At 72.1% G+C, this 20,946-nt stretch carries 18 protein-coding genes, 1 tRNA gene and 1 pseudogene; 7 read left to right on the forward strand and 13 right to left on the reverse strand.

Features of this window, described 5'->3' with window-relative positions; genetic code table 11:
* Window positions 1-35: 35 nt before the first annotated feature.
* From araD to OHA05_RS08070, 3 genes are read right to left on the reverse strand one after another with little or no spacing between them, the layout of a single operon-like run.
* Complete coding sequence (gene araD, locus OHA05_RS08060; RefSeq protein ID WP_328860164.1) at window positions 36-1,760, reverse strand: L-arabinonate dehydratase; 1,725 nt, start codon at window positions 1,758-1,760, stop codon at window positions 36-38.
* Window positions 1,757-2,668 (reverse strand): dihydrodipicolinate synthase family protein, encoded by a 912-nt coding sequence (locus OHA05_RS08065; RefSeq protein ID WP_313947060.1) that lies wholly within the window; start codon window positions 2,666-2,668, stop codon window positions 1,757-1,759. The genes araD and OHA05_RS08065 overlap by 4 nt, the downstream gene beginning before the upstream one ends.
* Complete coding sequence (locus OHA05_RS08070; RefSeq protein ID WP_328860165.1) at window positions 2,665-3,339, reverse strand: GntR family transcriptional regulator; 675 nt, start codon at window positions 3,337-3,339, stop codon at window positions 2,665-2,667. The genes OHA05_RS08065 and OHA05_RS08070 overlap by 4 nt, the downstream gene beginning before the upstream one ends.
* A gap of 207 nt (window positions 3,340-3,546) precedes the next feature.
* On the opposite strand from OHA05_RS08070, the gene OHA05_RS08075 reads away from it, so the two are divergent.
* Complete coding sequence (locus OHA05_RS08075; protein ID WP_443043651.1) at window positions 3,547-4,782, forward strand: MFS transporter; 1,236 nt, start codon at window positions 3,547-3,549, stop codon at window positions 4,780-4,782.
* Here OHA05_RS08075 and OHA05_RS08080 read toward each other — a convergent pair.
* Both OHA05_RS08080 and OHA05_RS08085 read right to left on the reverse strand, forming a co-directional pair.
* Window positions 4,768-5,931 (reverse strand): hypothetical protein, encoded by a 1,164-nt coding sequence (locus OHA05_RS08080; protein ID WP_328860166.1) that lies wholly within the window; start codon window positions 5,929-5,931, stop codon window positions 4,768-4,770. The genes OHA05_RS08075 and OHA05_RS08080 overlap by 15 nt on opposite strands.
* On the reverse strand, window positions 5,928-6,872 hold the full coding sequence (locus OHA05_RS08085) for a 5-dehydro-4-deoxyglucarate dehydratase (protein ID WP_313947057.1): 945 nt from the start codon (window positions 6,870-6,872) through the stop codon (window positions 5,928-5,930). Before OHA05_RS08085 ends, OHA05_RS08080 begins: the two co-directional genes overlap by 4 nt.
* Before the next feature lie 240 nt (window positions 6,873-7,112).
* Between OHA05_RS08085 and OHA05_RS08090 the strand changes: the two genes are divergently transcribed.
* From OHA05_RS08090 to OHA05_RS08100, 3 genes are all read left to right on the forward strand, one after another.
* Window positions 7,113-7,937, forward strand: a complete 825-nt coding sequence (locus OHA05_RS08090) for an NAD-dependent epimerase/dehydratase family protein (protein WP_328860167.1) — start codon at window positions 7,113-7,115, stop codon at window positions 7,935-7,937.
* An 88-nt stretch (window positions 7,938-8,025) separates the two neighbouring features.
* A complete protein-coding gene (locus tag OHA05_RS08095) occupies window positions 8,026-8,244 on the forward strand; it encodes a hypothetical protein (RefSeq protein WP_313947055.1) in 219 nt (72 codons plus the stop codon).
* 45 nt (window positions 8,245-8,289) lie between these two features.
* On the forward strand, window positions 8,290-9,504 hold the full coding sequence (locus OHA05_RS08100) for a TerD family protein (RefSeq protein ID WP_313947054.1): 1,215 nt from the start codon (window positions 8,290-8,292) through the stop codon (window positions 9,502-9,504).
* A gap of 58 nt (window positions 9,505-9,562) precedes the next feature.
* Here the strand turns inward: OHA05_RS08100 and OHA05_RS08105 are convergent, their stop codons facing one another.
* The 5 genes from OHA05_RS08105 to OHA05_RS08125 form a co-directional block, all read right to left on the reverse strand.
* Window positions 9,563-9,793: a hypothetical protein gene (locus OHA05_RS08105; RefSeq protein WP_313947053.1), complete on the reverse strand. Its 231-nt coding sequence runs from the start codon at window positions 9,791-9,793 to the stop codon at window positions 9,563-9,565.
* A gap of 28 nt (window positions 9,794-9,821) precedes the next feature.
* Entirely contained in the window at window positions 9,822-10,838 is a 1,017-nt protein-coding gene (locus OHA05_RS08110) for a 1-aminocyclopropane-1-carboxylate deaminase (protein ID WP_328860168.1), read from the reverse strand.
* A gap of 16 nt (window positions 10,839-10,854) precedes the next feature.
* Window positions 10,855-11,586 carry a GntR family transcriptional regulator gene (locus OHA05_RS08115; protein WP_328860169.1) on the reverse strand — a complete coding sequence of 244 codons (732 nt, stop codon included), beginning with the start codon at window positions 11,584-11,586 and terminating at the stop codon, window positions 10,855-10,857.
* 50 nt (window positions 11,587-11,636) lie between these two features.
* On the reverse strand, window positions 11,637-13,223 hold the full coding sequence (locus OHA05_RS08120; protein WP_328860170.1) for a TROVE domain-containing protein: 1,587 nt from the start codon (window positions 13,221-13,223) through the stop codon (window positions 11,637-11,639).
* Between the two features lie 237 nt (window positions 13,224-13,460).
* A tRNA-Asn gene (locus tag OHA05_RS08125) sits at window positions 13,461-13,536 on the reverse strand.
* Window positions 13,537-13,693: 157 nt separating this feature from the next.
* On the opposite strand from OHA05_RS08125, the gene OHA05_RS08130 reads away from it, so the two are divergent.
* Complete coding sequence (locus OHA05_RS08130) at window positions 13,694-14,461, forward strand: SDR family NAD(P)-dependent oxidoreductase (RefSeq protein WP_328860171.1); 768 nt, start codon at window positions 13,694-13,696, stop codon at window positions 14,459-14,461.
* A gap of 256 nt (window positions 14,462-14,717) precedes the next feature.
* Here the strand turns inward: OHA05_RS08130 and OHA05_RS08135 are convergent, their stop codons facing one another.
* Entirely contained in the window at window positions 14,718-16,172 is a 1,455-nt protein-coding gene (locus tag OHA05_RS08135) for a hypothetical protein (RefSeq protein WP_328860172.1), read from the reverse strand.
* A 306-nt stretch (window positions 16,173-16,478) separates the two neighbouring features.
* Between OHA05_RS08135 and OHA05_RS08140 the strand changes: the two genes are divergently transcribed.
* Window positions 16,479-18,317, forward strand: coding sequence for an endonuclease/exonuclease/phosphatase family protein (locus tag OHA05_RS08140; protein ID WP_328860173.1), 1,839 nt, complete (start codon window positions 16,479-16,481; stop codon window positions 18,315-18,317).
* 91 nt (window positions 18,318-18,408) lie between these two features.
* On the opposite strand, the pseudogene OHA05_RS08145 reads toward OHA05_RS08140, so the two are convergent.
* Window positions 18,409-19,121, reverse strand: a pseudogene (locus OHA05_RS08145) (antibiotic biosynthesis monooxygenase).
* Window positions 19,122-19,199: 78 nt separating this feature from the next.
* Window positions 19,200-19,907 carry a DUF4232 domain-containing protein gene (locus tag OHA05_RS08150; protein ID WP_328860174.1) on the reverse strand — a complete coding sequence of 236 codons (708 nt, stop codon included), beginning with the start codon at window positions 19,905-19,907 and terminating at the stop codon, window positions 19,200-19,202.
* Between the two features lie 139 nt (window positions 19,908-20,046).
* On the opposite strand from OHA05_RS08150, the gene dapA reads away from it, so the two are divergent.
* Window positions 20,047-20,934 carry a 4-hydroxy-tetrahydrodipicolinate synthase gene (dapA, locus tag OHA05_RS08155; protein ID WP_328860175.1) on the forward strand — a complete coding sequence of 296 codons (888 nt, stop codon included), beginning with the start codon at window positions 20,047-20,049 and terminating at the stop codon, window positions 20,932-20,934.
* Window positions 20,935-20,946: the final 12 nt, after the last annotated feature.

Genomic DNA, 20,946 nt, shown 5'->3' on the forward strand with positions numbered 1-20,946 from the left:
CGCATCGTACGACGGACGCCCGCCGGGCCCGCGGCTCAACCCGCGTACGGGTCCGGGTTCCTGCCCGGCCGGGCGAGGAAGGCGAAGTCGCAGCCGGTGTCGGCCTGCGTGATCTGCTCGCCGTAGAGCGCGCCGTACCCCCGTTCGTACCGCTCGGGCGGTGGTGTCCAGGCCGCCCGCCGCTCGGCGAGCTCCGCGTCCGGCACCTCCAGCCGCAGTGTCCGGGCCGCGACGTCCAGGGTGATCGGGTCGCCGCTGCGGACCAGTGCCAGCGGGCCCCCGATGTGCGATTCGGGGGCGATGTGGAGGACGCAGGTGCCGTAACTCGTGCCGCTCATCCGGGCGTCGGAGATCCGGACCATGTCGCGTACGCCCTGCCGGAGCAGATGGCCGGGCAGCGGCAGCATGCCGTACTCGGGCATGCCGGGGCCGCCTCGGGGGCCCGCGCCCTGGAGCACGAGCACATGGTCGGCGGTGATACCGAGCGCCGGATCGTCGATGGTGCGCTGCATGGTCCGATAGTCGGGGAAGACGACGGCGGGGCCGGTGTGCCTCAGCAGCCGGGGATCGGCGGCGATGTGCTTGATGACGGCGCCGTCGGGGCAGAGGTTGCCGCGCAGCACCGCGACCCCGCCCTCGTCGGCCAGCGGCTTGTCCCGTGGGCGGATGACGTCGGGGTTGTGGACGAGCGCCCCGGCGAGCTGTTCGCGCAGGGTGGGGTGAGCCACGGTGGGCCGGTCCAGATGCAGGACGTCGGTGAGCCGGGTGAGGAAGGCGGGGAGTCCGCCCGCGAAGTGGAAGTCCTCCATCAGATACCGGCCGCCGGGGCGGACGTTCGCCAGCACCGGGACCGTGCGGGCGATGCGGTCGAAGTCGTCGAGGGTGAGCGCAACACCGGAGCGGCCGGCCATCGCGATCAGATGGATGACGGCGTTGGTGGAGCCGCCGAGCGCGAGCACGGTGGCGACGGCGTCCTCGTAGGCCTCGCGGGTGAGGATGCGCGACAGCCTGAGGTCCTGGCGTACGAGGTCGACGATCCGGCGGCCGGACGCGGCGGCCATCCGCTCGTGCCCGGAGTCGACGGCCGGGACGGACGAGGCACCGGGGACGGTCACGCCGAGGGCCTCGGCGGCGGCGGTCAGCGTGGAGGCGGTGCCCATGGTCATACAGGTTCCGGGCGAACGGGCCAGACCGTTCTCCAGCTCGGCCAGTTCGGCGTCACCGATCAGCCCGGCGCGCCTGTCGTCCCAGTACTTCCACATGTCCGTGCCGGAGCCGAGCACTTCGTTGCGCCAGTGGCCCGGGAGCATGGGCCCGGCGGGGACGAAGACGGCGGGCAGATCGGCGCTGGCCGCGCCCATCAGCAGGGCGGGTGTGGACTTGTCGCAGCCGCCCATCAGCACCGCGCCGTCGACGGGATAGGAGCGCAGCAGCTCCTCCGTCTCCATCGCCAGCAGGTTGCGGTAGAGCATGGGGGTGGGCTTCTGGAAGGTCTCGGAGAGTGTGGAGACCGGGAATTCGAGCGGGAAGCCGCCGGCCTGCCAGACCCCGCGCTTGACGGCCTGGGCGCGGTCGCGCAGATGGACGTGGCAGGGGTTGATGTCGGACCAGGTGTTGAGGACCGCGATGACCGGCTTGCCGAGGTGTTCCTCGGGGAGGTAGCCGAGCTGGCGGGTACGGGCGCGGTGGCTGAACGAGCGCAGCCCCTTTGTGCCGTACCACTGGTGGCTGCGCAGCTGTTCGGGACTGCGGTCGGTCATACGAACCGGCCCCGGACGAGATCCGCGACCACGGCACGCCGCTCCCCGGCCAGGACGCGGCTGGGCGGACGCACGTCACGGCGGCACAGTCCGAGTGCGGCGAGCGCCTCCTTGACGACACTGACGTTGTCCGCCGACTGGTGGGCGGCGCGCAGTTCCTCGAAGGGCCTGATCCGCTCCCAGATGTCCATGGCGTCCGCGTACCGGCCCTCGCGCAGGGCGTCCCGCAGGGCGAGGGAGATCTCCGGGGCGACGTTGACGAGCCCGGAGGTGAAGCCGGTGGCGCCGCCGGCCCAGTAGGAGGGCGCGTAGAGCTCGGCGAGTCCGGCGACCCAGACGAACCGGTCGAGGCCGGCGTCACGGGCGAAGGCGGCGAAGGCGGCCGCGTCATGGACCGCGTACTTCACACCGAGGACATTGGGGCACAGCCGCCCGAGCTCGGCCAGCGTGCCACCGGTGAGGTGCGCGTTGCGGATGTACGGGACGACCCCGAGCTCCGGTACGGCGTCGGCGATCGCGCGGTGGTAGTCGATCCAGCCGTCCTGCGAGACGTACGGGTGGACCGGCTGGTGCACCATCACCAGCCGGGCCCCGACCTCCGCCGCGTGCCGGGCGGCCGCGACGGCGGTCGGCACCTCGTGCCCGACGCCGGCGACGACCGTGGCCGCCCCGTCCGCCTCCTCGACGGTCACCTCGACGGCCCGGCGGCGCTCGTCGGGGGTCAGTGCGTAGAACTCTCCGGTGTTGCCGTTGGGCGTGAGCGTGGTGACCCCGGCGTCGATCATCCTGCGCAGCAGGGCGCGTTGGGCCTTCTCGTCGACCGTGCCGTCCTCGGCGAACGGGGTCACGGGGATGGCCACGGCATCGGCGAGCGCGGCGCGCAGGGCGGTGTGACGTTCCTCGGTCATCGGTGGTCCTCCTCGGGGGAGCGCGGCTCGGCGGAGCCCTGCTGGGGAAAGGCGCGGCGGAGGAAGGCGGCGATGTGGTCGTACAGGGCGTGGGCCGCCCCCTCCGCGTCACCGGCCGCCGCGAGCCGCAGGATCTCCCGGTGCTCGGCCGCCTCCCGCTCCCACGACGGGTCGGCGGCCCAGGCGACGGCCGAGACGAGCGCTGCCTGGTCGCGTACGTCGTCGAGCATCCGGACCAGCATCGGATTGCCGCACGGGAGGTACAGGGCGCGGTGGAACTCCCGGTTGGCCAAGGAGCGTTCCGCGCGGTCGGCGGCGGCATCGGCCTTCGCCAGCGCCTCGCCCGCGGCGTCCGGAGGGGCCGAGCGGCGGACCGACCGGCGCACCGCCTCCGGTTCGAGCAGCAGCCGCACGTCGTACACCTCGTGCGCCATGGCGGTGTCCACCGTGCGCACGGTGACGCCCTTGTACTGGCTCATCACCACCAGGCCGGTGCCGGCGAGCGTCTTGAGCGCCTCGCGCACCGGTGTCTTCGACACCCCGAACTGCGCGGCCAGTTCACTCTCTACGAGCGCCTGCCCGGGCCGCAGCCCGCCGGTGAGGATCGCGTGCTTGACGGTGTCGAGCACGTACTGGGTGCGGGAGGGGATGGAGGCCGGAGCAAAGGACATCGACGGCTCGCGTTCTGCTGGGTCATATATGAGATACGACGTACGACGCTGTGAGCTTGTCCGTCTACGGCGTCCCGCGTCAAGACCCGCGACGACGGCCGACAGGGTCCGGCCGCACGCCGGCTGTAGGTCACCTGCCCGATCCGCCGCGGCCTCCTCAGTCGTCACGCTGACCCTCACGACGGGATCGGGAGAGGCGGGTGGGCTGTGGGCCGGCGGACGGGTGCGGTGCTGCGGGACAGCAATGCGGGGCTGTATCTGGCCGGGGTGGTCGTGTCGGGCTTCGGCTCGTCCGCGATGTGGCTGGTGTCCGGCATCTGGGTCAAGTCGCTGACCGGGTCGGACAGTCTGGCGGCGCTGACGACGTTCGCGATGTGGGCTCCGGTGCCGGCCGGCCCGCTGCTGGGAACGGTCGCGGACCGGGTGCGCCGCCGGCCGCTGCTGATCCGTACCAACCTCGCGATGTCCCTGCTCCTGCTGCCCCTGTTGGCGGTGGACTCGGCGGCGCGGGTGTGGATCCTGTTCGCCGTCCTCGTGGTCTACGGGATGAGCACCGTCGTGCACGACGCGGCGGAGGCGGGACTGGTCGCGACGGTGGTGGACAGCAGACTGCTCGGCGACTTCAACGGGCTGCGGATGACGGCGAACGAGGGCATGAAACTGATCGCGCCGCTCGCCGGGGCGGGCCTCTTCGCCCGGTTCGGCGGCGCCTCGGTGGCGCTGCTGGACGCACTCTCGTTCGCGCTGGCCGCCGGCATCTTCATGACCCTGCGGGTACCGGAGGAGCGGCCGGTCCGCCCGGCCGCGGGCACCTGGCGCTCGGAGACCGCCGAGGGGGTGAGGTTTCTGTGGCACTCGCCGGTGCTGCGCCCTCTGGTGCTGGGCGGCGGCACGGTCATGCTGCTGGCGGGCCTGAACGGCGCGCTGATCTTCGCCGTGAGCGACGAGGTGCTCGGCCGCTCCCCCGCGTATGTCGGTGTGCTGTACGCGGTGCAGGGCGTCGGGTCGGTGATCAGCGGACTGCTCGCAGGCCCGCTGCTGCGCAGGATGCCGGAGCGGACGTACGCCGCCGCCGGCACCGCGCTGTTCGCCGCGGCGGTGGCGCTGCGCTCGCTGCCGTTCGACGCGGCGGCTCTGGCGTGCAGCACGGCGATCGGGCTGGGGCTGCCGTGCGTCCTGGTCGCGGCGCTGACGGCGGTGCAGCGGGAGACTCCGGACGCGCTCCTCGGCCGCACGGCCGCCACCGCGAACACCCTGGTGTTCGCCCCGAACGCGGTGGCGCTCGCGGTGGGTGCGGGGCTGGTCGCGGTGGTCGACGTGAGGGTGCTGCTGTCGGTGACGGGCGCGGCGGGACTGGTACTGGCAGCGGCCCTGCGAGGGCGGCGGAGCGCGCCTGTCCCCTCCGGTGCCCGAGGATCCGCAGGAGGCTCAGCCCACCCGTGACACCGCCTCCGCCACCAGTTCCAGGTCCGCGTCCGACGCCAACCCCGCGTGGTACAGCCGCAGTTCCGTCGCCCCGAGCTCCGCGGCCCGCGCGGCGTCCCCGGCCAGCGTGCCCGGGCTGCCGCCCATCCCGCCGACCACGGTGAGGTTGGCGGCCAGTACGTCCGCGTGCCCGCGGCGGTCCGCGAACGGCTTCAGCAGCTGCGCGCCACCGGTGCACGGCACCACCACACCGTCCGCGACGGACAGGATGTGCGCCGGGTCGACGCCCGCGTTGGCCCCGCAGTGGTACGCCACCGGGTCGGCGTGCAGCAGCACCTGGAAGCCGTCGGGGGCCGCGGCCCGCACCGCGGCGACCGTGTCCTCCTGGAGCGTCCGTGCGGTGCGGGTCCTGAAGTCGAGTGTCGCCGCGGTGAGTTCGGCGCCCAGCAGCTTGTCGATGCTCGCGTCCCCCGGCGCCTCCCCCGCCCAGACCGGCTCCAGCGCCGCCCGTACGGCGGCCGCCAGCACGGAGGGTTCCAGGCCGAGCTGCCGGTATCCCTCGCCGCAGACGGAACAGAAGCACAGGGACATCAGATACTGGGCCGCGTCGCCGAGGCCCACGCCGGCGATCTTGTCGTGGGCGTGCAGATGGGCGAGGCCGTACCAGCCGCAGGACTCCAGCTCGGTGCCGCGCGCGCCGGGCCGCGCCGCCGCCTCGGCCGCGAGATGCACGACCAGTTCCCGGACGGCGGGTCGCGCGATGCAGGGTGCCCAGGGATACCGGTCGCCGTACGCGTTGACGACGGAGGTGTCCGGATGCTCTGCGCCCAGACGGGAGTTGTGGGCGAGGACCACCCAGGTGTGCACCTCCAGGCCGGCGTCGGCGAGGGCGGCCGCCGCCTCCCCGTACGCGTCGCCGGACGCCCAGGCTCCGGGGGCGTACGGCCGCAGCTCACGCCCCGCCCACCGTTCCTCGTCCATCTCGTAGAGCACAGACGCATGTTCGGCGGTGACGATGCGGTGCCGCGGGTGGCGGGGGGTCAGCGCGCGGGTGGAGTGGTAGGCGGCGGCGAGGGTGACCTGCTGGACTCCGAGGCCGGCGATACGGGCCGCGGCGTCCGGGTCCCCGACGACGTCCCAGGGGTAGAGGAAGACGGAGGTCTTCACGCGTGCTCCTCCAGCAGGGCCCGGCCGCGTTCGATGAGACCGGCCAGCGCCTTGACATGGACCTCGGCCGGCTCGCTGAGCGGCGGGCGCACCTCGCCGACGTCCAGCCCTTCGAGGCGCACACCGGCCTTCACGAGCGAGACGGCGTAGCCGCGGCCCAGGTTGCGCAGTTCGACCAGGGGCACATAGAAGCCGTCGAGCAGCCGGTTCACGGTCTTGTCGTCGCCGGACGCCAGTGCGCGGTGGAACGCGATGGCGATGTCGGGGGCGAAGGCGAACACGGCGGAGGAGTAGAGGGAGATGCCGATGCCGCGGTAGGCGAGGCCGGTGAGTTCCGCGGTGGGCAGCCCGTTGAAGTAGAGGAAGTCCCGCTCGGGGGCGTCGCGGCGGACGGCGCTGACGATCCGCTGCATCAGGTCGAGGTCGCCGTAGCCGTCCTTGAGGCCGATGATCCCGTCGGTCGCGGCGAGTTGCACGACGGTCTCGGGGGTGAAGAGGGCGTTGTCGCGCTGGTAGACGATGACGTCGAGGGAGGTCGCCGCGGCCAGCTCCGTGTAGTGGCGCAGCAGTCCGGCCTGGTCGGCGACGACGAGGTAGGGCGGCATCGCGAGCAGTCCGTCGGCGCCCGCCTCTTCGGCGGTCCGCGCGTACTGGACGGCGAGGGCGGTGCCGTAGCCCGCTCCGGCGACGACGGGCACCGCGCCGGCGGTCTCGTCCACCGCCGCGGCGACGCATTGTCCAAACTCCTCGAGGGTGAGGGCGTGGAACTCGCCCGTCCCGCAGCAGGCGAACACCGCGGCCGCCCCGGCGTCGACGCCCGCGCGCACATGGGCCCGGAGGGTGTCGAGATCGACGGAGCCGTCGGGTCCGTACGGGGTGACGGGGAAGAACAGCGGTCCTTGGACCCGGGTGAGCCGGGCGGCGAGCGGGGCTGTGGTCACGGGCGCTCCCTGGGCCGTGCACCGAGCCTCCGCGACTCGTGCACAATTCTGATCGACGTCCATATCTCTGAACGCCGTCACGCTAGGGCAGCCGGGCCGGGCAGGTCAAGACGGAAAACCGCAACTCAGAGGCGGAGCCGGACCGTCCGGGCCACACTTGACGGTGCCCCGGCCACTCCCTAGCGTGTCCATGCATGTGAATGCTGTCTACGGACCTGAGCATTTCAAGGAGAACCATCCATGCCCGCACCTCGCATCGTCCTGCTCACCGGCGCAGCAGGCGGCCTCGGCACGCTGATGCGGGGACTGCTTCCCGCGTACGGCTACGAACTCAGGCTCTTCGACGCCACCCCGATCGAGGGGGAGCCGGAGGCCATCACCGCAGACCTGGCCGACAAGGAGGCGTTGCGGGAGGCGGTCCGCGGTGTCGACGCGATCATCCATCTGGCGGGCATCTCGCTGGAAGCCCCCTTCGAGAAGATCCTGCGCGCCAACATCGAGGGCACGTACAACCTCTACGAAGCGGCCCGGGAAGAGGGCGTCCGGCGCGTGGTCTTCGCCTCCAGCAACCACGCCGTCGGCTTCACCCCCCGCCCGCGGGGCGACGCCCCGATCGCGCCGTCCGCGCTCATCCCGATCGACACACCCCGCCGGCCGGACACGTACTACGGCCTGTCCAAGTGCTTCGGCGAGGACCTGGCCCAGCTCTACTGGGACCAGCACGGCGTGGAGAGCGTCTCGGTCCGCATCGGCTCCTGCTTCATGGAGCCCACGTCGGTACGGATGCTCTCGGTGTGGATGAGCCCCGGCGACGGCGCACGTCTCTTCCACGCCGCCCTGACCGCCGAGGAGGTCGGCCACGCCGTCGTCTACGGCTCGTCCGCCAACACCCGCCTGTGGTGGGACCTCTCGACGGCCCGCGCGCTCGGGTACGACCCGCAGGACGACTCGGAGCAGTACGCGGAGAAGCTCGTCGCCGAACAGGGCGAACTGGACCCGGACAACCCGGACCACGCGTATCTGGGGGGCCACTTCGTCACCGACCCGCCGCAGTGGCCGTACTGACCGGCCCTCTACCGACCGGCCCCGGCAGGCCCCCGGCCGGCCGATATTCGCGTGCCACCGGCGCCGCTCACCCGCCAGGATGTCTGCCATGGCGAGACCCTTCGGATTCACGTACGAACAGCGCGGCGACGGCAGCGTCGTCATCACCCACCGCGGCCGGTCGGCGGGCACCCTGCGCGGACCGCGCGCCGAGAAGTTCCTGGCGGAGGTGGAGGCCGGTGACGCGCAGCTGGTGATGGCGCGCTGGACCGGCGCGTACAAGTTCGGGAACGAGCGAGCGGCCAGAAATCACCCCCGCAACCGGTGAGAACAGTAAGGGAACGGTAAAGCGCCCTCGCTCGTTACCCCTGGCATGACAGCTATGACCCCCGGCTCGAACATCCCTCTCTCCGCCGCTCGCGTGGCGGTGGACGTCGCCGCCCCGGTGCGGCTCGACGTTTCGGGCCTGCTGCTCACCGGCGACGGCAAGGTGCGCTCCGATGACGATTTCATCTTCTACAACCAGCCTGCGGGCCCCGGTGTGAGTCACCGCTCCGGCGGCGGTACCGCCCCGGACGCGATCATCGTGGACACGGCCGCCGTCCCGCCCGGCATCGAGAAGATCGTCGTGACGGCGAGCCCCGACGCCGCCGGCCAGACCTTCCAGGGCATCGAGCCGACCGCCACCATCCGCAACGCCGACGACGGCAGCGCGCTCGCCACCTTCACCCCGCCGCAGCTCGGCTCCGAGACCGCGCTCGTCATCGTGGAGATCTATCTGCGCAACGGCGCCTGGAAGGCCCGTGCGGTCGGCCAGGGGTACGCCAACGGACTGGCGGGCATCGCCACCGACTTCGGCGTCTCGGTCGACGAGGAGCCCGCGGCGGCCCCCGCACCCGCGGCTCCCGCGGCGCAGCCCGCCCCGGTCGCACCCGCCGCACCCGACCCGCGGATCGCCCAGGCCCCTCCGGCCCCCGCCGCTCCCCCGGCGGCTCCCGCCCCCGGCGCCGGGAAGATCAACCTCGACAAGGGCCGCGTCAGTCTCCAGAAGAACCAGACGGTGTCCCTGGTCAAGGGCGGCCGTCCGCTGCTGTCCCAGGTCAAGATGGGCCTCGGCTGGGAGCCCGCCTACCGCGGCAAGGACATCGACCTCGACGCCTCCGTCATCGCGTACGGCCCCAACCGCAACCACCTGGACAGCTGCTACTTCGGCAAGCTGACCATCCTGAACGGCGCGATCAAGCACTCCGGCGACAATCTGACGGGTGAGGGCGCGGGCGACGACGAGGTGATCGTCGTGGACCTCGGCAGGCTCCCGGCGGACGCCACCGGCCTGGTCTTCACGGTGAACTCCTTCTCGGGCCAGAAGTTCACCGAGGTCGCCAAGGCCTACTGCCGGCTGATCGACGCGGCGTCGGGCGAGGAGCTGGTGCGCTTCGACCTCACCGGCGCGGAGCCGCAGACCGGCGTGATGATGGCGAAGCTGATCAAGCAGTTCTCCGGCGAGTGGGAGATGACCGCCATCGGGGACTTCGTGAAGTCCCGGACCGTGCGCGGCATGGTGAAGCCCGCCGCTCAGGCCCTGTAACCGCAGCCGCCGGGCCCTCCGTCGTTCGCATCGACGTCGGGCCCGGCGGCGGTGGGGCTCAGAGCTTGGCCAGCTTGGAGTAAGGGCTCGGAATTCTTCCCTTGCGACCGGAGAAATCGACGAGCACAGCAGCGTTGTCACCCTCGACTGCGATGACTCTGCCGAGGCCGAACTGGTCGTGCGAGACCCGGTCACCCACTTCGTACTGCTCGATCGGCGGGGCTGCCGGGGCCGTTCTGTTGAAGGGACTGGAGGGCAGATGGCGCCGGGATCCGGCTGACTTGGTCATTACCGTGAGTATGGCCCCTCGGGCCGCATCAGAACAACGCACTGTAGGCATTGAGCGCCGGCTGCCCGCCCAGATGGGCATAAAGCACGACAGCCCTGGACCCGATTTCTCCCCGTTCGACCAGGTCGATGAGTCCTGCCATCGATTTACCCTCGTACACCGGGTCCGTCACCATTCCTTCCGTACGGGCCGCGAGTCGCATGGCTGCCAGCGTCGCCTCGTCGGGGATGCCGTAGGTGCCCGCGTGATAGCGCTCGTCGAGTTCGATCTCCTCGTCGCGCAGCTCCCGCTCCACCCCGATGAGTGAGGCGGTGTTCCGGGCGATACGGCCGATCTGTTCGCGGGTGCGGTCGGGGGCCGCCGAGGCGTCGATCCCGAGGACCCGGCGCGGACGCGCGCCCGCCTCTTCCAGCGCGGCGAATCCGGCGATCATGCCGGCCTGGGTGCTGCCGGTGACCGAGCAGACCACGATCGTGTCGAAGAAGACGTCCAGCTCCCTCTCCTGTTCGGCAACCTCGTATGCCCAGTTCGCGAAGCCGAGTCCGCCGAGCGGGTGGTCGGAGGCGCCTGCGGGGATGGCGTAGGGACGGCCGCCGGCCTCCTCGACCTCGCGGAGCGCCTGCTCGAAGCTCTCCTTGACGCCGATCCCGAACCCGGCGCGCACCAGACGGACGTCCGCGCCCGCGAGCCGGCTGATGAGGATGTTCCCGACCTTGTCGTAGACCGGGTCCGGCCACTCCACCCAGCTCTCCTGCACCAGCACACAGGCGAGACCGGTGCGGGCGGCGACGGCCGCGACCTGGCGGGTGTGATTCGACTGGACGCCGCCGATCGACACGAGCGTGTCGCATCCCCGGGCGAGCGCGTCGGCGACGAGGTACTCCAGCTTGCGGGTCTTGTTGCCGCCGTGGGCGAGGGGTGAATTGCAGTCCTCGCGCTTGGCCCACAGCTCGGCTCCGCCGAGATGGCGGGTGAGCCGTTCGAGGCGGTGCACCGGGGAGGGGCCGAACAGCAGCGGATGGCGTTCGTACGACGAGATCGACATGCTGAGCTCCTTCGGGTCAGGGGGCGTCGTCCTGTCCGCCGCCGGCCCGCTCTCCAGGGACAGGCGGGGTGTCGGCCTGTTCTCCAGGAACCGGAGCGCTTCCCGGATCGTCGGCGAGGGCTTCGAGCGAGTGCCAGATCGTCGCGGTGATCCCGGCCGCCTCGTCCTCGTCCCCCGCGGCGCAGGCGTCGATCAGCCGCTCGTGCCGGGCCGCCGACTCCAGCGCGCCCGCCTCGGCGAACCGGCGCCACTCCAGCCGCCGCAGCAGCGGCGTGAAGCGGGCGATCGTCGCCGCGACCGCGCGGTTGCCGCAGGCCCGGACGAGTACGTCGTGCAGGTCGTCGTCGGCCCGCAGCGCCTCGCCGACCTCGCCGGACCGGGTGGCCCGTACGAAGCGGTCGTTGGCCTCACGCATGGCCGAGACGTCGTCCGCCCCGAGCAGGGGTACTCCGGTCCGCGCGGCGAGTTCGTGCATCGCCCGCACCACCACGGCGGCCTCGCGCACGGCCCGCGGGTCGAGCCGGGTTACGCGCGTGTAGCTCTGCGGCTTGGTCTCGACGAGTCCTTCCTCGGCGAGCCGGGCGAGGGCGTCACGGACCGGTGCGCGGGACAGGCCGAGCCGGCCCGCGAGGTCGGCGTCGCGCACCGGCTCCCCCGGCGGCAGTTCGCCGCACACGATGGCGTCACGGATGGCCGCGTAGGCGGTGTCCCGCAGCAAGGTCCGCCCGACGGGCCGCAGTGCTCCCATGAACTGACATGTTAGATGTCAGTCGTATGGGAGCACAACGGCCCCGGCCTTCAGGGGGTCGGGACCCACGGCCAGTCGGCGCTGTGGCCGCGCTCCAGCAGCGGCACCATCCGGAACGCCGCGTCGGTCAGTCCGCCGAAGGTGTGCCGGCCGGGACCGCCCGAGGGCGCGTGGCCCGCGCGGTACCCCGCCAGGTTCCAGGTGTAGACGGGCACCTGCGCCGGGACCTGCTCGGCCGGGTCGCCGTAGTGGCTGTACGCGGCCTGCTCGTCGGTGACGATCAGCACCCGGTCGTGGCCCTGGTAGTGCGCCCGTACGGCCCGTGTCGTGTCCGTGCCACCCAGGTCGCCGAAGCGGCCGAGCACCTTCAGCACCGACTCGCCCCGGCGGTACCTCACCCGGGAGCTGGTCGTGCCGAACTCCACCAGGTCGGCGTGGGCCGCCCGCATGGCCACGGCAGCGCCGAACACCGCTGCGGCGTCCGCCCGGTTCAGCTCGGAACGCTCCGACAGACGCGCCCACATGGAGCCGGAGCGGTCGACCAGCACGAGCGTCCGGCCCGGCAGCGACGGCACGTTCGCCAGCGAGTGGCCGAGCGCCTTCTCCAGCGCGTAGGACCAGCGCAGCGACGGGGCGTGCTGGTACGCCGCGAGGTAGCGGAAGGGGAACTGCCGTGACCGCGCGACCACTTCCGGGTCCGAGATCTCGGCGGCGACCCGCTCGGCGACCTCGTCGCGGACACCCGCCTCGTCGAAGTTGCGCAGATTCCGGATCAGCGCCATCGGTCCCATCGACGGAATGACGGCCTCCCAGGCCGCCGCGTCCATCGGACCCTGGAGCCAGCCCGCGAGCGCCTCCCACGTCATGCCCGCCTCGGCGAGGCGGGCGGCGCCGTCGGGCGCGGTGACGACCGCGCGCCGCTCGGCGACGGGGACGGCCATCAGCGCCCGGTGCGCGACGAGCGTGCGGTTCGAGGCGGGCGGCTCGGCGGTGTCCGGGTTGTGCCGGCGGTCGAGCGCGTAGCGGAACAGCTCGCCCTGCCACGGCTTTGCCGGATCGGGCGACGCGTGCACGAGGTTGAGGACGTCGCCGAAGCGGTAGCCCTTGCCGGCGGTGTCGTACTTCAGCAGGGCCTTGCCGTTCCACAGGCGGGCGACCGCGTCGGCGATGCCGCGCTTGACGGGCTTCGGCACGTTCCGGCCGTACCGCGAGGTCCAGTAGCCGAGCAGCTCGCCCGGCTCGTCGGGACGGCGCAGGACGGAGGCGACGACCTGACGGTTCGACGGGCCGGCGGTCGCGGACGCGTCGAGCCGCGCCTTGACGTACTCGGCGGCGCCGACGATCGAGGCGGTACGCAGATTGCCCTCGCCGCGCAGCCATCCGAGCAGGCCCGCGGTCCACTCCGGGTCCTCGACGGCGAGTGTGCGCACGAGCTGCGCGAAGCGGCTGTCGCGGTCCTCGCCCGACTCGTAGAAGGTCTGCTGGGAGACGAAGTTGGCCACGGCGAGCAGGAAGAGCTCGGACCGCGCGTCGCGCTCGACGCCCTTGCCGCCCTGATGCGTACGGAGCGTACGGCCGGTCGAGCGGACGGGCGAGGTGGCCCGCGCCTTCGCGCCGCGCACATTGAAACGTGCCATGTGAATTCCCCCGAATTCGACGGGGAAGGGCGGCACCGGGGAATGCGGAAAGCACACTCCGCGCCTTTTGACGACCCCCGCATGCCGGCCTCCCGAGATCAAAGGTGGCGGCGGCGTGATTTCGGATAAGGAAGTAGCCGCAGCCTGCGCACCGGGAGGTGCATGAAGCATGTGTCCAGAGGTCGAGGCCGGCGGAACCGACAAGGTGCTCTGCCGTCTGAGCTACATCGGCGGGAAAGCCGATGGCGGGACTCGAACCCGCGACCGCCCCATTAACAGTGGAAGTAGGTCCTGCCTTCGCACCTGGACAGGCATCACTCTAGAAGGCGGGCATACGGCCGCGCGAAGGGTTTTTCGCATGCCCTGCCGATGAGGGAAGGCATGCGGCGGGGCCGGTCACCGGGCCGCGCTCGAGATGGCGTAGACAGGGCACCGGTAGACGTCCCGACTCCGAAAGGCCGCTGAATTCCATGACTTTCCCCGCAACCGGCAGGCGCGTCCTCGTCAGCGGTGCCTCCCGGGGCCTCGGTCGCGCCGTCGCGCAGGCTTTCGCCACGAACGGTGACCGGGTCGCCGTGCACTACGGCTCACGCGAGCAGGAGGCGCGCCTCACGCTCGACTCCCTGCCCGGCACCGGGCATGTGCTGCTCGGCGGCGATCTGTCGGACCCGGAGGGCGCGCGGTCGGTCGCCGTACGGGCCGCGGAGGAGCTCGGCGGCATCGATGTGCTCGTCAACAACGCGGCCGTCAACGAGGCGCATCCGCTCCCCTCGACGCCCTACGAGCGCTGGACGGCCCTCTGGCAGCAGCATGTGTCCGTCAACCTCCTGGCGACGGCGAACCTGAGCCATCTGGCGGCCCGCGGCATGATCGAGGCGGGTACCGGCGGACGGATCGTCAACATCGGCTCGCGCGGGGCGTTCCGCGGCGAACCGGACCATCCCGCGTACGGGGCGACCAAGGCGGCCGTCCACGCGCTCGGCCAGTCGCTCGCGGTGTCCCTCGCCCCCTACGGCATCGCCGTCGCGTCGGTGGCGCCCGGCTTCTTCGAGACCGAGCGGGTGGCGGGCCGGCTGAGCGGCGCGGAGGGAGAGGCGATCCGCGCACAGAGTCCGTTCGGCCGGGTGGCGTCGGCCGAGGAGATCGCCGCGGCGGTGCTGTGGCTGGCGTCCCCGGCGGCGGAGTGGTCGTCGGGCGTGGTGCTCGACCTCAACGGAGCGTCGCATCTGCGGACCTGACACGACGCGGACCCGGGCGCGGGCGGGTGGGGGCGGGTGCCAGCCGCGGCGCGGACGGTGCTCAACCGCGGCGCGGGCAGCCGAGGCCAGTGCGCAGCCGCGGCGCGGGCGGGCGGGCGGGGCCAGTGCCCAACCGCGGTACGAGCGGCCGGCGCGGGTGCCGCGTGCGAGTCCCAGCCGCTGCCGGTGCCCCACCGCTGCCTTGCGCGCCCCCGCCGCTGCCGACGCGCCCCGCCGCCTACCCGGTCCCTCGCCCTCAGGCGCCCGGCTTGGAACGGGCCTTGAACGCCGCCTTGCGCGCGTCCTTGGCCACCTTCTTGTCCGGGTGCAGACGGCCCATCGCCTCCAGGACGTCCGCCGTCGCCGGGTGGTCCACCCGCCAGGCCGCGTCGAAGAAACCGCTGTGCTGACCGGCGAGACCCTCCACCAGGCCCTGCAGCTCCTCCAGTTCGCCGTCCGCGTCGAGCTGCGCCGCGATCGTGTCGATGGCGAGCCAGAAGATCATCGACTCGGGCGGTGCGGGCACGTCGGAGGCGCCGCGCTCGGCCAGCCAGACCCGCGCCAGGCCGCCCAGTTCGGCGTCGTCGAGGACCGCGCGCACCTCGGACTCGGCCTGTGCGCCGACCAGGGTGAGCGCCTGCTGGCAGTGCAGCCGGCGCAGCGGCGCGCCCTTGTCGACGCCCCGGGCCGCGCCGAGCAGTTCGTGCGCGGCGACCGCGGGCTCGCGGCGGGCCAGCCACTGCTCGGTCTCCGCGCGGGCGGCCCGCTCGGGGTAGTGCGCGAGGCCGTCGAGCAGGACGTCGGCGCCCTTGTCCGCGAGGTCTCCCACGGCCGGCGCGTCGACACCGCCCTCCAGCATCCGCGTGCGGATGCCGTAGAGACCGAGGGGGGTCAGCTTGACCAGGCCGTACCGCGAGACGTCCGACTCGTCGACCGTGGACGGAGCCTCGGCGTCGTCCGGGACCTCGGCCATGAGCGCCTCGTCCACCGGCCGGTACTCGACCAGACCGACCGGCTCCAGCAGCCGGAACTGGTCGTCCAGCCGCATCATCGCCACCGAGACCTGCTCCAGCACGTCGTCGGTCGGCTCGCCCATGTCGTCCGGCACGATCATCGACGCGGCGAGCGCCGGCAGCGGCACGGGCTCCTCGCCCGCACCGCCATCGGTGACGGTCAGCAGATAGAGGTTGCCGAGCACCCCGTCGAGGAACTCGGCCTCCGCGTCCGGGTCCCAGTCCAGTGCCTCGTAGTCGATCTCGCCGTCGTCGCCGATCGCGTCGGCCAGGTCGTCCAGCAGGGGGGCGATCGCGTCGGCGTGCACGGCCTCCAGCGCGTCGAGCCAGATCGCGAGGATGTCCTGCGGTCCGCCGGAGGTGATCAGCGCCAGGTTCTCCCCGGCCGTGGCGGTGCCGTACTCGGCCTCGTCGTCCTCCGGGTCCTCGACGTCCACCAGACCGGTGTCGACGGCGGTACGCCAGGCCTCGCTCGCATACGCGGGCCCATCGTCCTCGGCGTCCAGGCCCAGTTCCGCAGCCGCCGCGGCCAGTTGCTCCTCGGCCAGCTCGCCGCCCGCACCCACCCGGGTGTCGGGCCCCGCCCAACGGGCGAGCTTCACGGCCCTGGTCAGCAGCGGGGTGGCCAGCGCGTCCCGCGCCAGCTCCGCTTCCGAGTGCAGCCGTACCGGCGGCAGGGTGGGGCGGTCTTCGGGCATCTGCTGTTTCTCCTCGGGGCGTACGGGTCCGGGCTGGGGTGACCGCCGCATGCCCGAAGAGGCAGGGGCGAGGGCCCGGGGCCGCCCCCAGCGTAGACGTATTTCACCGGGTTTCGCCGCGCTCCGGAACCGCGCACGGGACGGCCGGGGACCGCGGGAACGCTCCCATGAGGGCGTTCATCCGTCCGTCGGTCGCCGTACACCCGTCGACTCTTGACAAGTGGACTGCTCAGCAAAGAGATTGACGCGCGTAGAACAGAAGTGCAGCAACGAATCACCCCTCACCCTCGATTCCGGAGTTCCTCGATGCCTTCCTCAGTCGTACCGAGAACGGCCGCCGTCGCGGCCGTCGTCGCCTCCGCACTGGCCGCCGGTCTGCTGGCCGGATCCTCCGCCTCGGCAGCCGCCGGGGCCGAGACCCGGATCCATGACATTCAGGGCTCCACCCGGATATCCCCGCTCGTCGGGCAGCAGGTCACCGATGTCGCCGGCATCGTCACGGGCGTGCGGACCTACGGCTCGTCGCGCGGCTTCTGGTTCCAGGACCCGCAGGCCGACAAGAACCCCGCCACGAGCGAGGGCATCTTCGTCTTCACCGGCGCCACCCCGACCGTCAAGGCCGGCGACTCGGTGCTGGTCTCCGGCACCGTGGGCGAGTTCATCCCGGGCGGCACCTCCTCCGGCAACCAGTCGCTGACGCAGATCTCCCGGCCGACGATCACGGTCGTCTCCGCCGACAACCCGCTGCCGGCTCCAGTCACCATCTCCGGCCGTTCCGTGCCCACGGCGTACACCCCGGCCGGTGACGCGGCCAACGGCGGCAGCATCAACGCCCTGCCGCTGAAGCCTCGCACGTACGCCCTGGACTACTACGAGTCCCTCGAGGGCACCAACGTCCGCGTCGGCACCTCCCGCGTCGTCGGTGCGACCGACGCGTTCGCCGAGCTGTGGGTGACGGTCAAGCCGTTCGAGAACCCCACCACGTCCGGCGGTGCCCGCTACGGCTCGTACACCTCGCAGAACACCGGCCGGCTCCAGATCCAGTCGCTGACGCCCACCGCCGAGCAGCCCTTCCCCAAGGCGAACGTCGGCGACGTGCTCGCCGGACGGACCGAAGGGCCCCTGGACTTCAATCAGTTCGGCGGCTACACCCTGACCGCGCGCACGCTGGGCACGGTCGTGGACCGTGGTCTGGAGGCCGAGGAGACCCGCCCGCAGCGCCGGGGCGAGCTCGCCGTCGCCACGTACAACGTGGAGAACCTCGACCCGTCCGACCCGCAGGAGAAGTTCGACGCGCTGGCGAAGGCCGTCGTGGAGAACCTGTCCTCGCCCGACATCCTCGCCCTGGAGGAGATCCAGGACGACAACGGCGCGAAGAACGACGGCACGGTCGCCGCCGGTCAGACGGTCAAGAAGTTCACGGACGCGATCGCCGCGGCCGGCGGTCCGGTGTACGAGTGGCGCAGTGTGGACCCGGAGAACAACAAGGACGGCGGCGAGCCCGGCGGCAACATCCGTCAGGTCTTCCTCTTCAACCCCGAGCGGGTCTCGTTCACCGACCGCGCCGGCGGCGACGCCACCACCGCGACCGGAGTCGTCAGGGAGCGCGGACGGGCGGCGCTGACGCTGTCCCCCGGCCGCGTCGACCCCGCGAACGCCGCCTGGGAGGCCAGCCGCAAGCCGCTGGCCGGTGAGTTCACCTTCCGCGGCCGTACGGTCTTCGTGATCGCCAACCACTTCGGCTCGAAGGGCGGCGACGAGGCTCTCACCGCCCACCGGCAGCCGCCGAACCGTTCCTCCGAGGTCAAGCGGCTCCAGCAGGCGCAGGCCGTGAACACCTTCGTCAAGCAGATCCTGAAGGCCGACCGCCGCGCCGACGTCCTGGTGCTCGGCGACATCAACGACTTCGAGTTCTCGGCGACGACGAAGGCGCTCACCGACGGCGGCGCGCTCTACCCGGCGATCAAGTCCCTGCCCAGGCCGGAGCGTTACTCCTACGTCTACCAGGGCAACAGCCAGGTGCTCGACCAGATCCTGACCAGCCCCTCGATCGACGACTTCGAGTACGACAGCGTGCACATCAACGCGGAGTTCGCGGACCAGAACAGCGACCACGACCCGCAGGTGCTGCGCTTCCGACCGTGACGCCGTAGTCATGCGACCCCGTGGACCCGCGGTCCGCGGGTCCACGGGTCCACGGGTCCACGGGTCCCGTGAGAAACCGGCACCACTGCCGCTACGTGCCCGCGCCGAGACTCAGCGCGGGCACGTAGCGGTTCACGCCGCCGCCGGTCACGCCGGGGTAGGTGCGGACCTTCTCCCACGGCCCGGTGGGCGAGCCGATGCCGGCGCCCGGCGCGCCCAGTGCCTCGAGGTGCGCGTCGGCGCTCTCCCACTCGGCGTAGTTCAGCACCCGCGTACCGTCCGTACCGATGTGGAAGTGACCGGCGATCCCGCCGGGGTGCGGATGCGGTTCGCTGTCCAGCGCGACGAAGACGGTGTCCACCCAGTCCCGCGCGCGTTCCGCGTCGGGGCCGTCGAACGCGACGTCCACGATCACCACGCAGCCCGGCACCCGCCGGTCGTCCCCGCCGAGCGAGGCGCTGCGGTAGAGCGCGTAGGAGTGCAGCCCGAGCCGCTCGATGCCGGGCACCGCCGCGTCGATCTCCGCGTTCCGGTCGTCCCGGAAGGTCCGGAGGAACTCCTGGTAGGCGTCCTCGCCGGTCCACTGCGAGTAGTGCAGCAGTGTGCGCCCGTCCTCGCCCCGGTGGACGGTGTACGAGAGCAGTCCGGTGTCCGGAAGTCCCTGTTCCGCCAGGCCGTGGCGATGGCGTCGACGGTGGCCCGTTGCCGCTCGGGCGTGCCGACGTCCCAGGTCGAGGCCTTGACGACGCCGACACCCGGGCGGGCGAGGTCGGGCCTGGCGTCGGGCTGCACGGTCACGGTCATGGCGATGTCCCCTCGGCTCGGCGCACCCCTGCGGTGCGCCCGCTGATCACCAGCCTGGAACATCAACCTTGGTCGAGGTCAACTGCCCGGCTCTTCCCGCGGGAACGCCCAGGCAGTGACGTCCAGTTCGGCCGAGGTACCGATGTCGAGGAAGAACGGCACGGTCTGCTCCTTCTCCCCGCGGACGGGCGCGACCACCAGGTACGCCCCCGGCCGGACGGCGTCGAACGAGGTCACCCTGTTGTTCCAGTTCAGGACCGACACGGCACTCTTGCCGGGCGCCAGCGTGAGGGGCCGAGGTCCCTGGTCCCTGCTGGAGTCCGTATACGCGCCGTGCGTGACCTTCAGCTTCAGCGGGTCACGGTCCTTGTCGAGGGCGCCGATCTGCGGATAGCCCTCGACGCGGTACGGCTTCTTTCCGCAGTTCGTCAACCGGATCGTGGTGGCCCGCCGCCCCATCGCGGCGTCCACGACACCGGCGACGAGGGCAACTCCCGTGTCGGGACAGGCGGTTGGCGTGGCCTCCGGGAGCTGCTCCCCGTCGTTCGGGGTGCGCGGCCCCGGCGCGATCGAGGGCGGACCGGTGTACGGAGAGGGCGTCCCGGTGAGCTTGTCGGCGTGCACCTTCCACCGCGAGTCGGGCGACGTGCTCGCACCGCTCGCGCCCACACCGCCCGACGCCTCCGCGCATCCTGCGAGGACGAGCGCGGCCACCGCCGTGAGCGCCGCTGCCGGCACCGCGCCGTTCCGTCGTGCCCTGCCTGTCCCGCCTGTCCCGTCCGTCATGCCGGGCCCCCTCCCCTGTGACATGTCCCTGGTGGCGATCATGCCAGACATACATCGATCAACCGTTCAGCTTTGCTTGCCCCTCACCCCAAGAAGATCTAAGTAGACCTACATGGTCTCGCAGGCCGAGACTGCTGGGATGACCACACCGCACCCCTTCGGCCGGGCGCTCTGCGCGATGATCACTCCGTTCACCGACGCCGGCGGACCGGATCTGGACGCCGCCGCACGTCATGCCGCCCACCTGGTGGCCGAGGGCTGCGACGGGCTGGTGCTCAGCGGGACCACCGGCGAGTCCCCCACCACGACGGACGCCGAGAAGACAGCACTGGTCCGGGCGGTGCGCACGGCGGTGGGCGACGGGGTGCCGGTCGTGGCGGGCACCGGCACCGCGGACACCCGGCACACGGTGGAACAGGCGCGGGCCGCCGAAGCGGCGGGCGCCGACGGGGTCCTGGTGGTGACCCCGTACTACAGCCGCCCGCCGCAGGCGGCCCTGGAGGCGCACTTCCGCCGGGTCGCGGACGCCGTCGGCGTCCCGGTGATGCTCTACGACATCCCGGGCCGCACGGGCACCCGGATCGAGGTCGAGACGATGCTGCGGCTGGCGGACCATCCGCGGATCGTGGCGGTGAAGGACTGCGCGTACGACCTGCTGGGTTCCACCAAGGTGATCGCGCGGACCTCGCTCGCGTACTACTCCGGGTGCGAGGAGCTGAATCTGCCGCTGTACGCCGTCGGCGGGGCGGGCTTCGTCAGCACGGTCGCCAACATCGTCCCGGGGCCGCTGCGCGAGGTGCTCGACGCCTTCGACCGGGGTGACACCGCCCGGGCCGCCCGTCTGAACCAACTCCTGCTGCCGCTCACGGAGTTGATGATGGCCTCCGGACTGCCGGGCACGGTGACGGCGAAGGCGCTGCTGGACGCGGGCCCGGTCCGGGAACCGCTGCAGCCCGCCGGCCGCGAGGCGACCGACGGGCTGCGCAGGGCGTACGGCGAACTGCTCGCCGCCCTCGGAGATGCGTGAGGCCCCAAGCTC

The sequence above is a fragment of the Streptomyces sp. NBC_00306 genome, from assembly GCF_036169555.1.
GTDB classification, from domain to species: Bacteria; Actinomycetota; Actinomycetes; order Streptomycetales; family Streptomycetaceae; genus Streptomyces; species Streptomyces achmelvichensis.

Excerpts from the sequence above, each read along its gene's own strand:
- araD (WP_328860164.1), bottom strand. The coding sequence starts at position 1,760 with ATGACCGACCGCAGTCCCGAACAGCTGCGCAGCCACCAGTGGTACGGC.
- OHA05_RS08065 (WP_313947060.1), bottom strand. The coding sequence starts at position 2,668 with ATGACCGAGGAACGTCACACCGCCCTGCGCGCCGCGCTCGCCGATGCC.
- OHA05_RS08070 (WP_328860165.1), bottom strand. The coding sequence starts at position 3,339 with ATGTCCTTTGCTCCGGCCTCCATCCCCTCCCGCACCCAGTACGTGCTC.
- OHA05_RS08090 (WP_328860167.1), top strand. The coding sequence starts at position 7,113 with ATGCCCGCACCTCGCATCGTCCTGCTCACCGGCGCAGCAGGCGGCCTC.
- OHA05_RS08095 (WP_313947055.1), top strand. The coding sequence starts at position 8,026 with ATGGCGAGACCCTTCGGATTCACGTACGAACAGCGCGGCGACGGCAGC.
- OHA05_RS08100 (WP_313947054.1), top strand. The coding sequence starts at position 8,290 with ATGACAGCTATGACCCCCGGCTCGAACATCCCTCTCTCCGCCGCTCGC.
- OHA05_RS08105 (WP_313947053.1), bottom strand. The coding sequence starts at position 9,793 with ATGACCAAGTCAGCCGGATCCCGGCGCCATCTGCCCTCCAGTCCCTTC.
- OHA05_RS08110 (WP_328860168.1), bottom strand. The coding sequence starts at position 10,838 with ATGTCGATCTCGTCGTACGAACGCCATCCGCTGCTGTTCGGCCCCTCC.
- OHA05_RS08115 (WP_328860169.1), bottom strand. The coding sequence starts at position 11,586 with ATGGGAGCACTGCGGCCCGTCGGGCGGACCTTGCTGCGGGACACCGCC.
- OHA05_RS08120 (WP_328860170.1), bottom strand. The coding sequence starts at position 13,223 with ATGGCACGTTTCAATGTGCGCGGCGCGAAGGCGCGGGCCACCTCGCCC.
- OHA05_RS08130 (WP_328860171.1), top strand. The coding sequence starts at position 13,694 with ATGACTTTCCCCGCAACCGGCAGGCGCGTCCTCGTCAGCGGTGCCTCC.
- OHA05_RS08135 (WP_328860172.1), bottom strand. The coding sequence starts at position 16,172 with ATGCCCGAAGACCGCCCCACCCTGCCGCCGGTACGGCTGCACTCGGAA.
- OHA05_RS08140 (WP_328860173.1), top strand. The coding sequence starts at position 16,479 with ATGCCTTCCTCAGTCGTACCGAGAACGGCCGCCGTCGCGGCCGTCGTC.
- OHA05_RS08150 (WP_328860174.1), bottom strand. The coding sequence starts at position 19,907 with ATGACGGACGGGACAGGCGGGACAGGCAGGGCACGACGGAACGGCGCG.
- dapA (WP_328860175.1), top strand. The coding sequence starts at position 20,047 with ATGACCACACCGCACCCCTTCGGCCGGGCGCTCTGCGCGATGATCACT.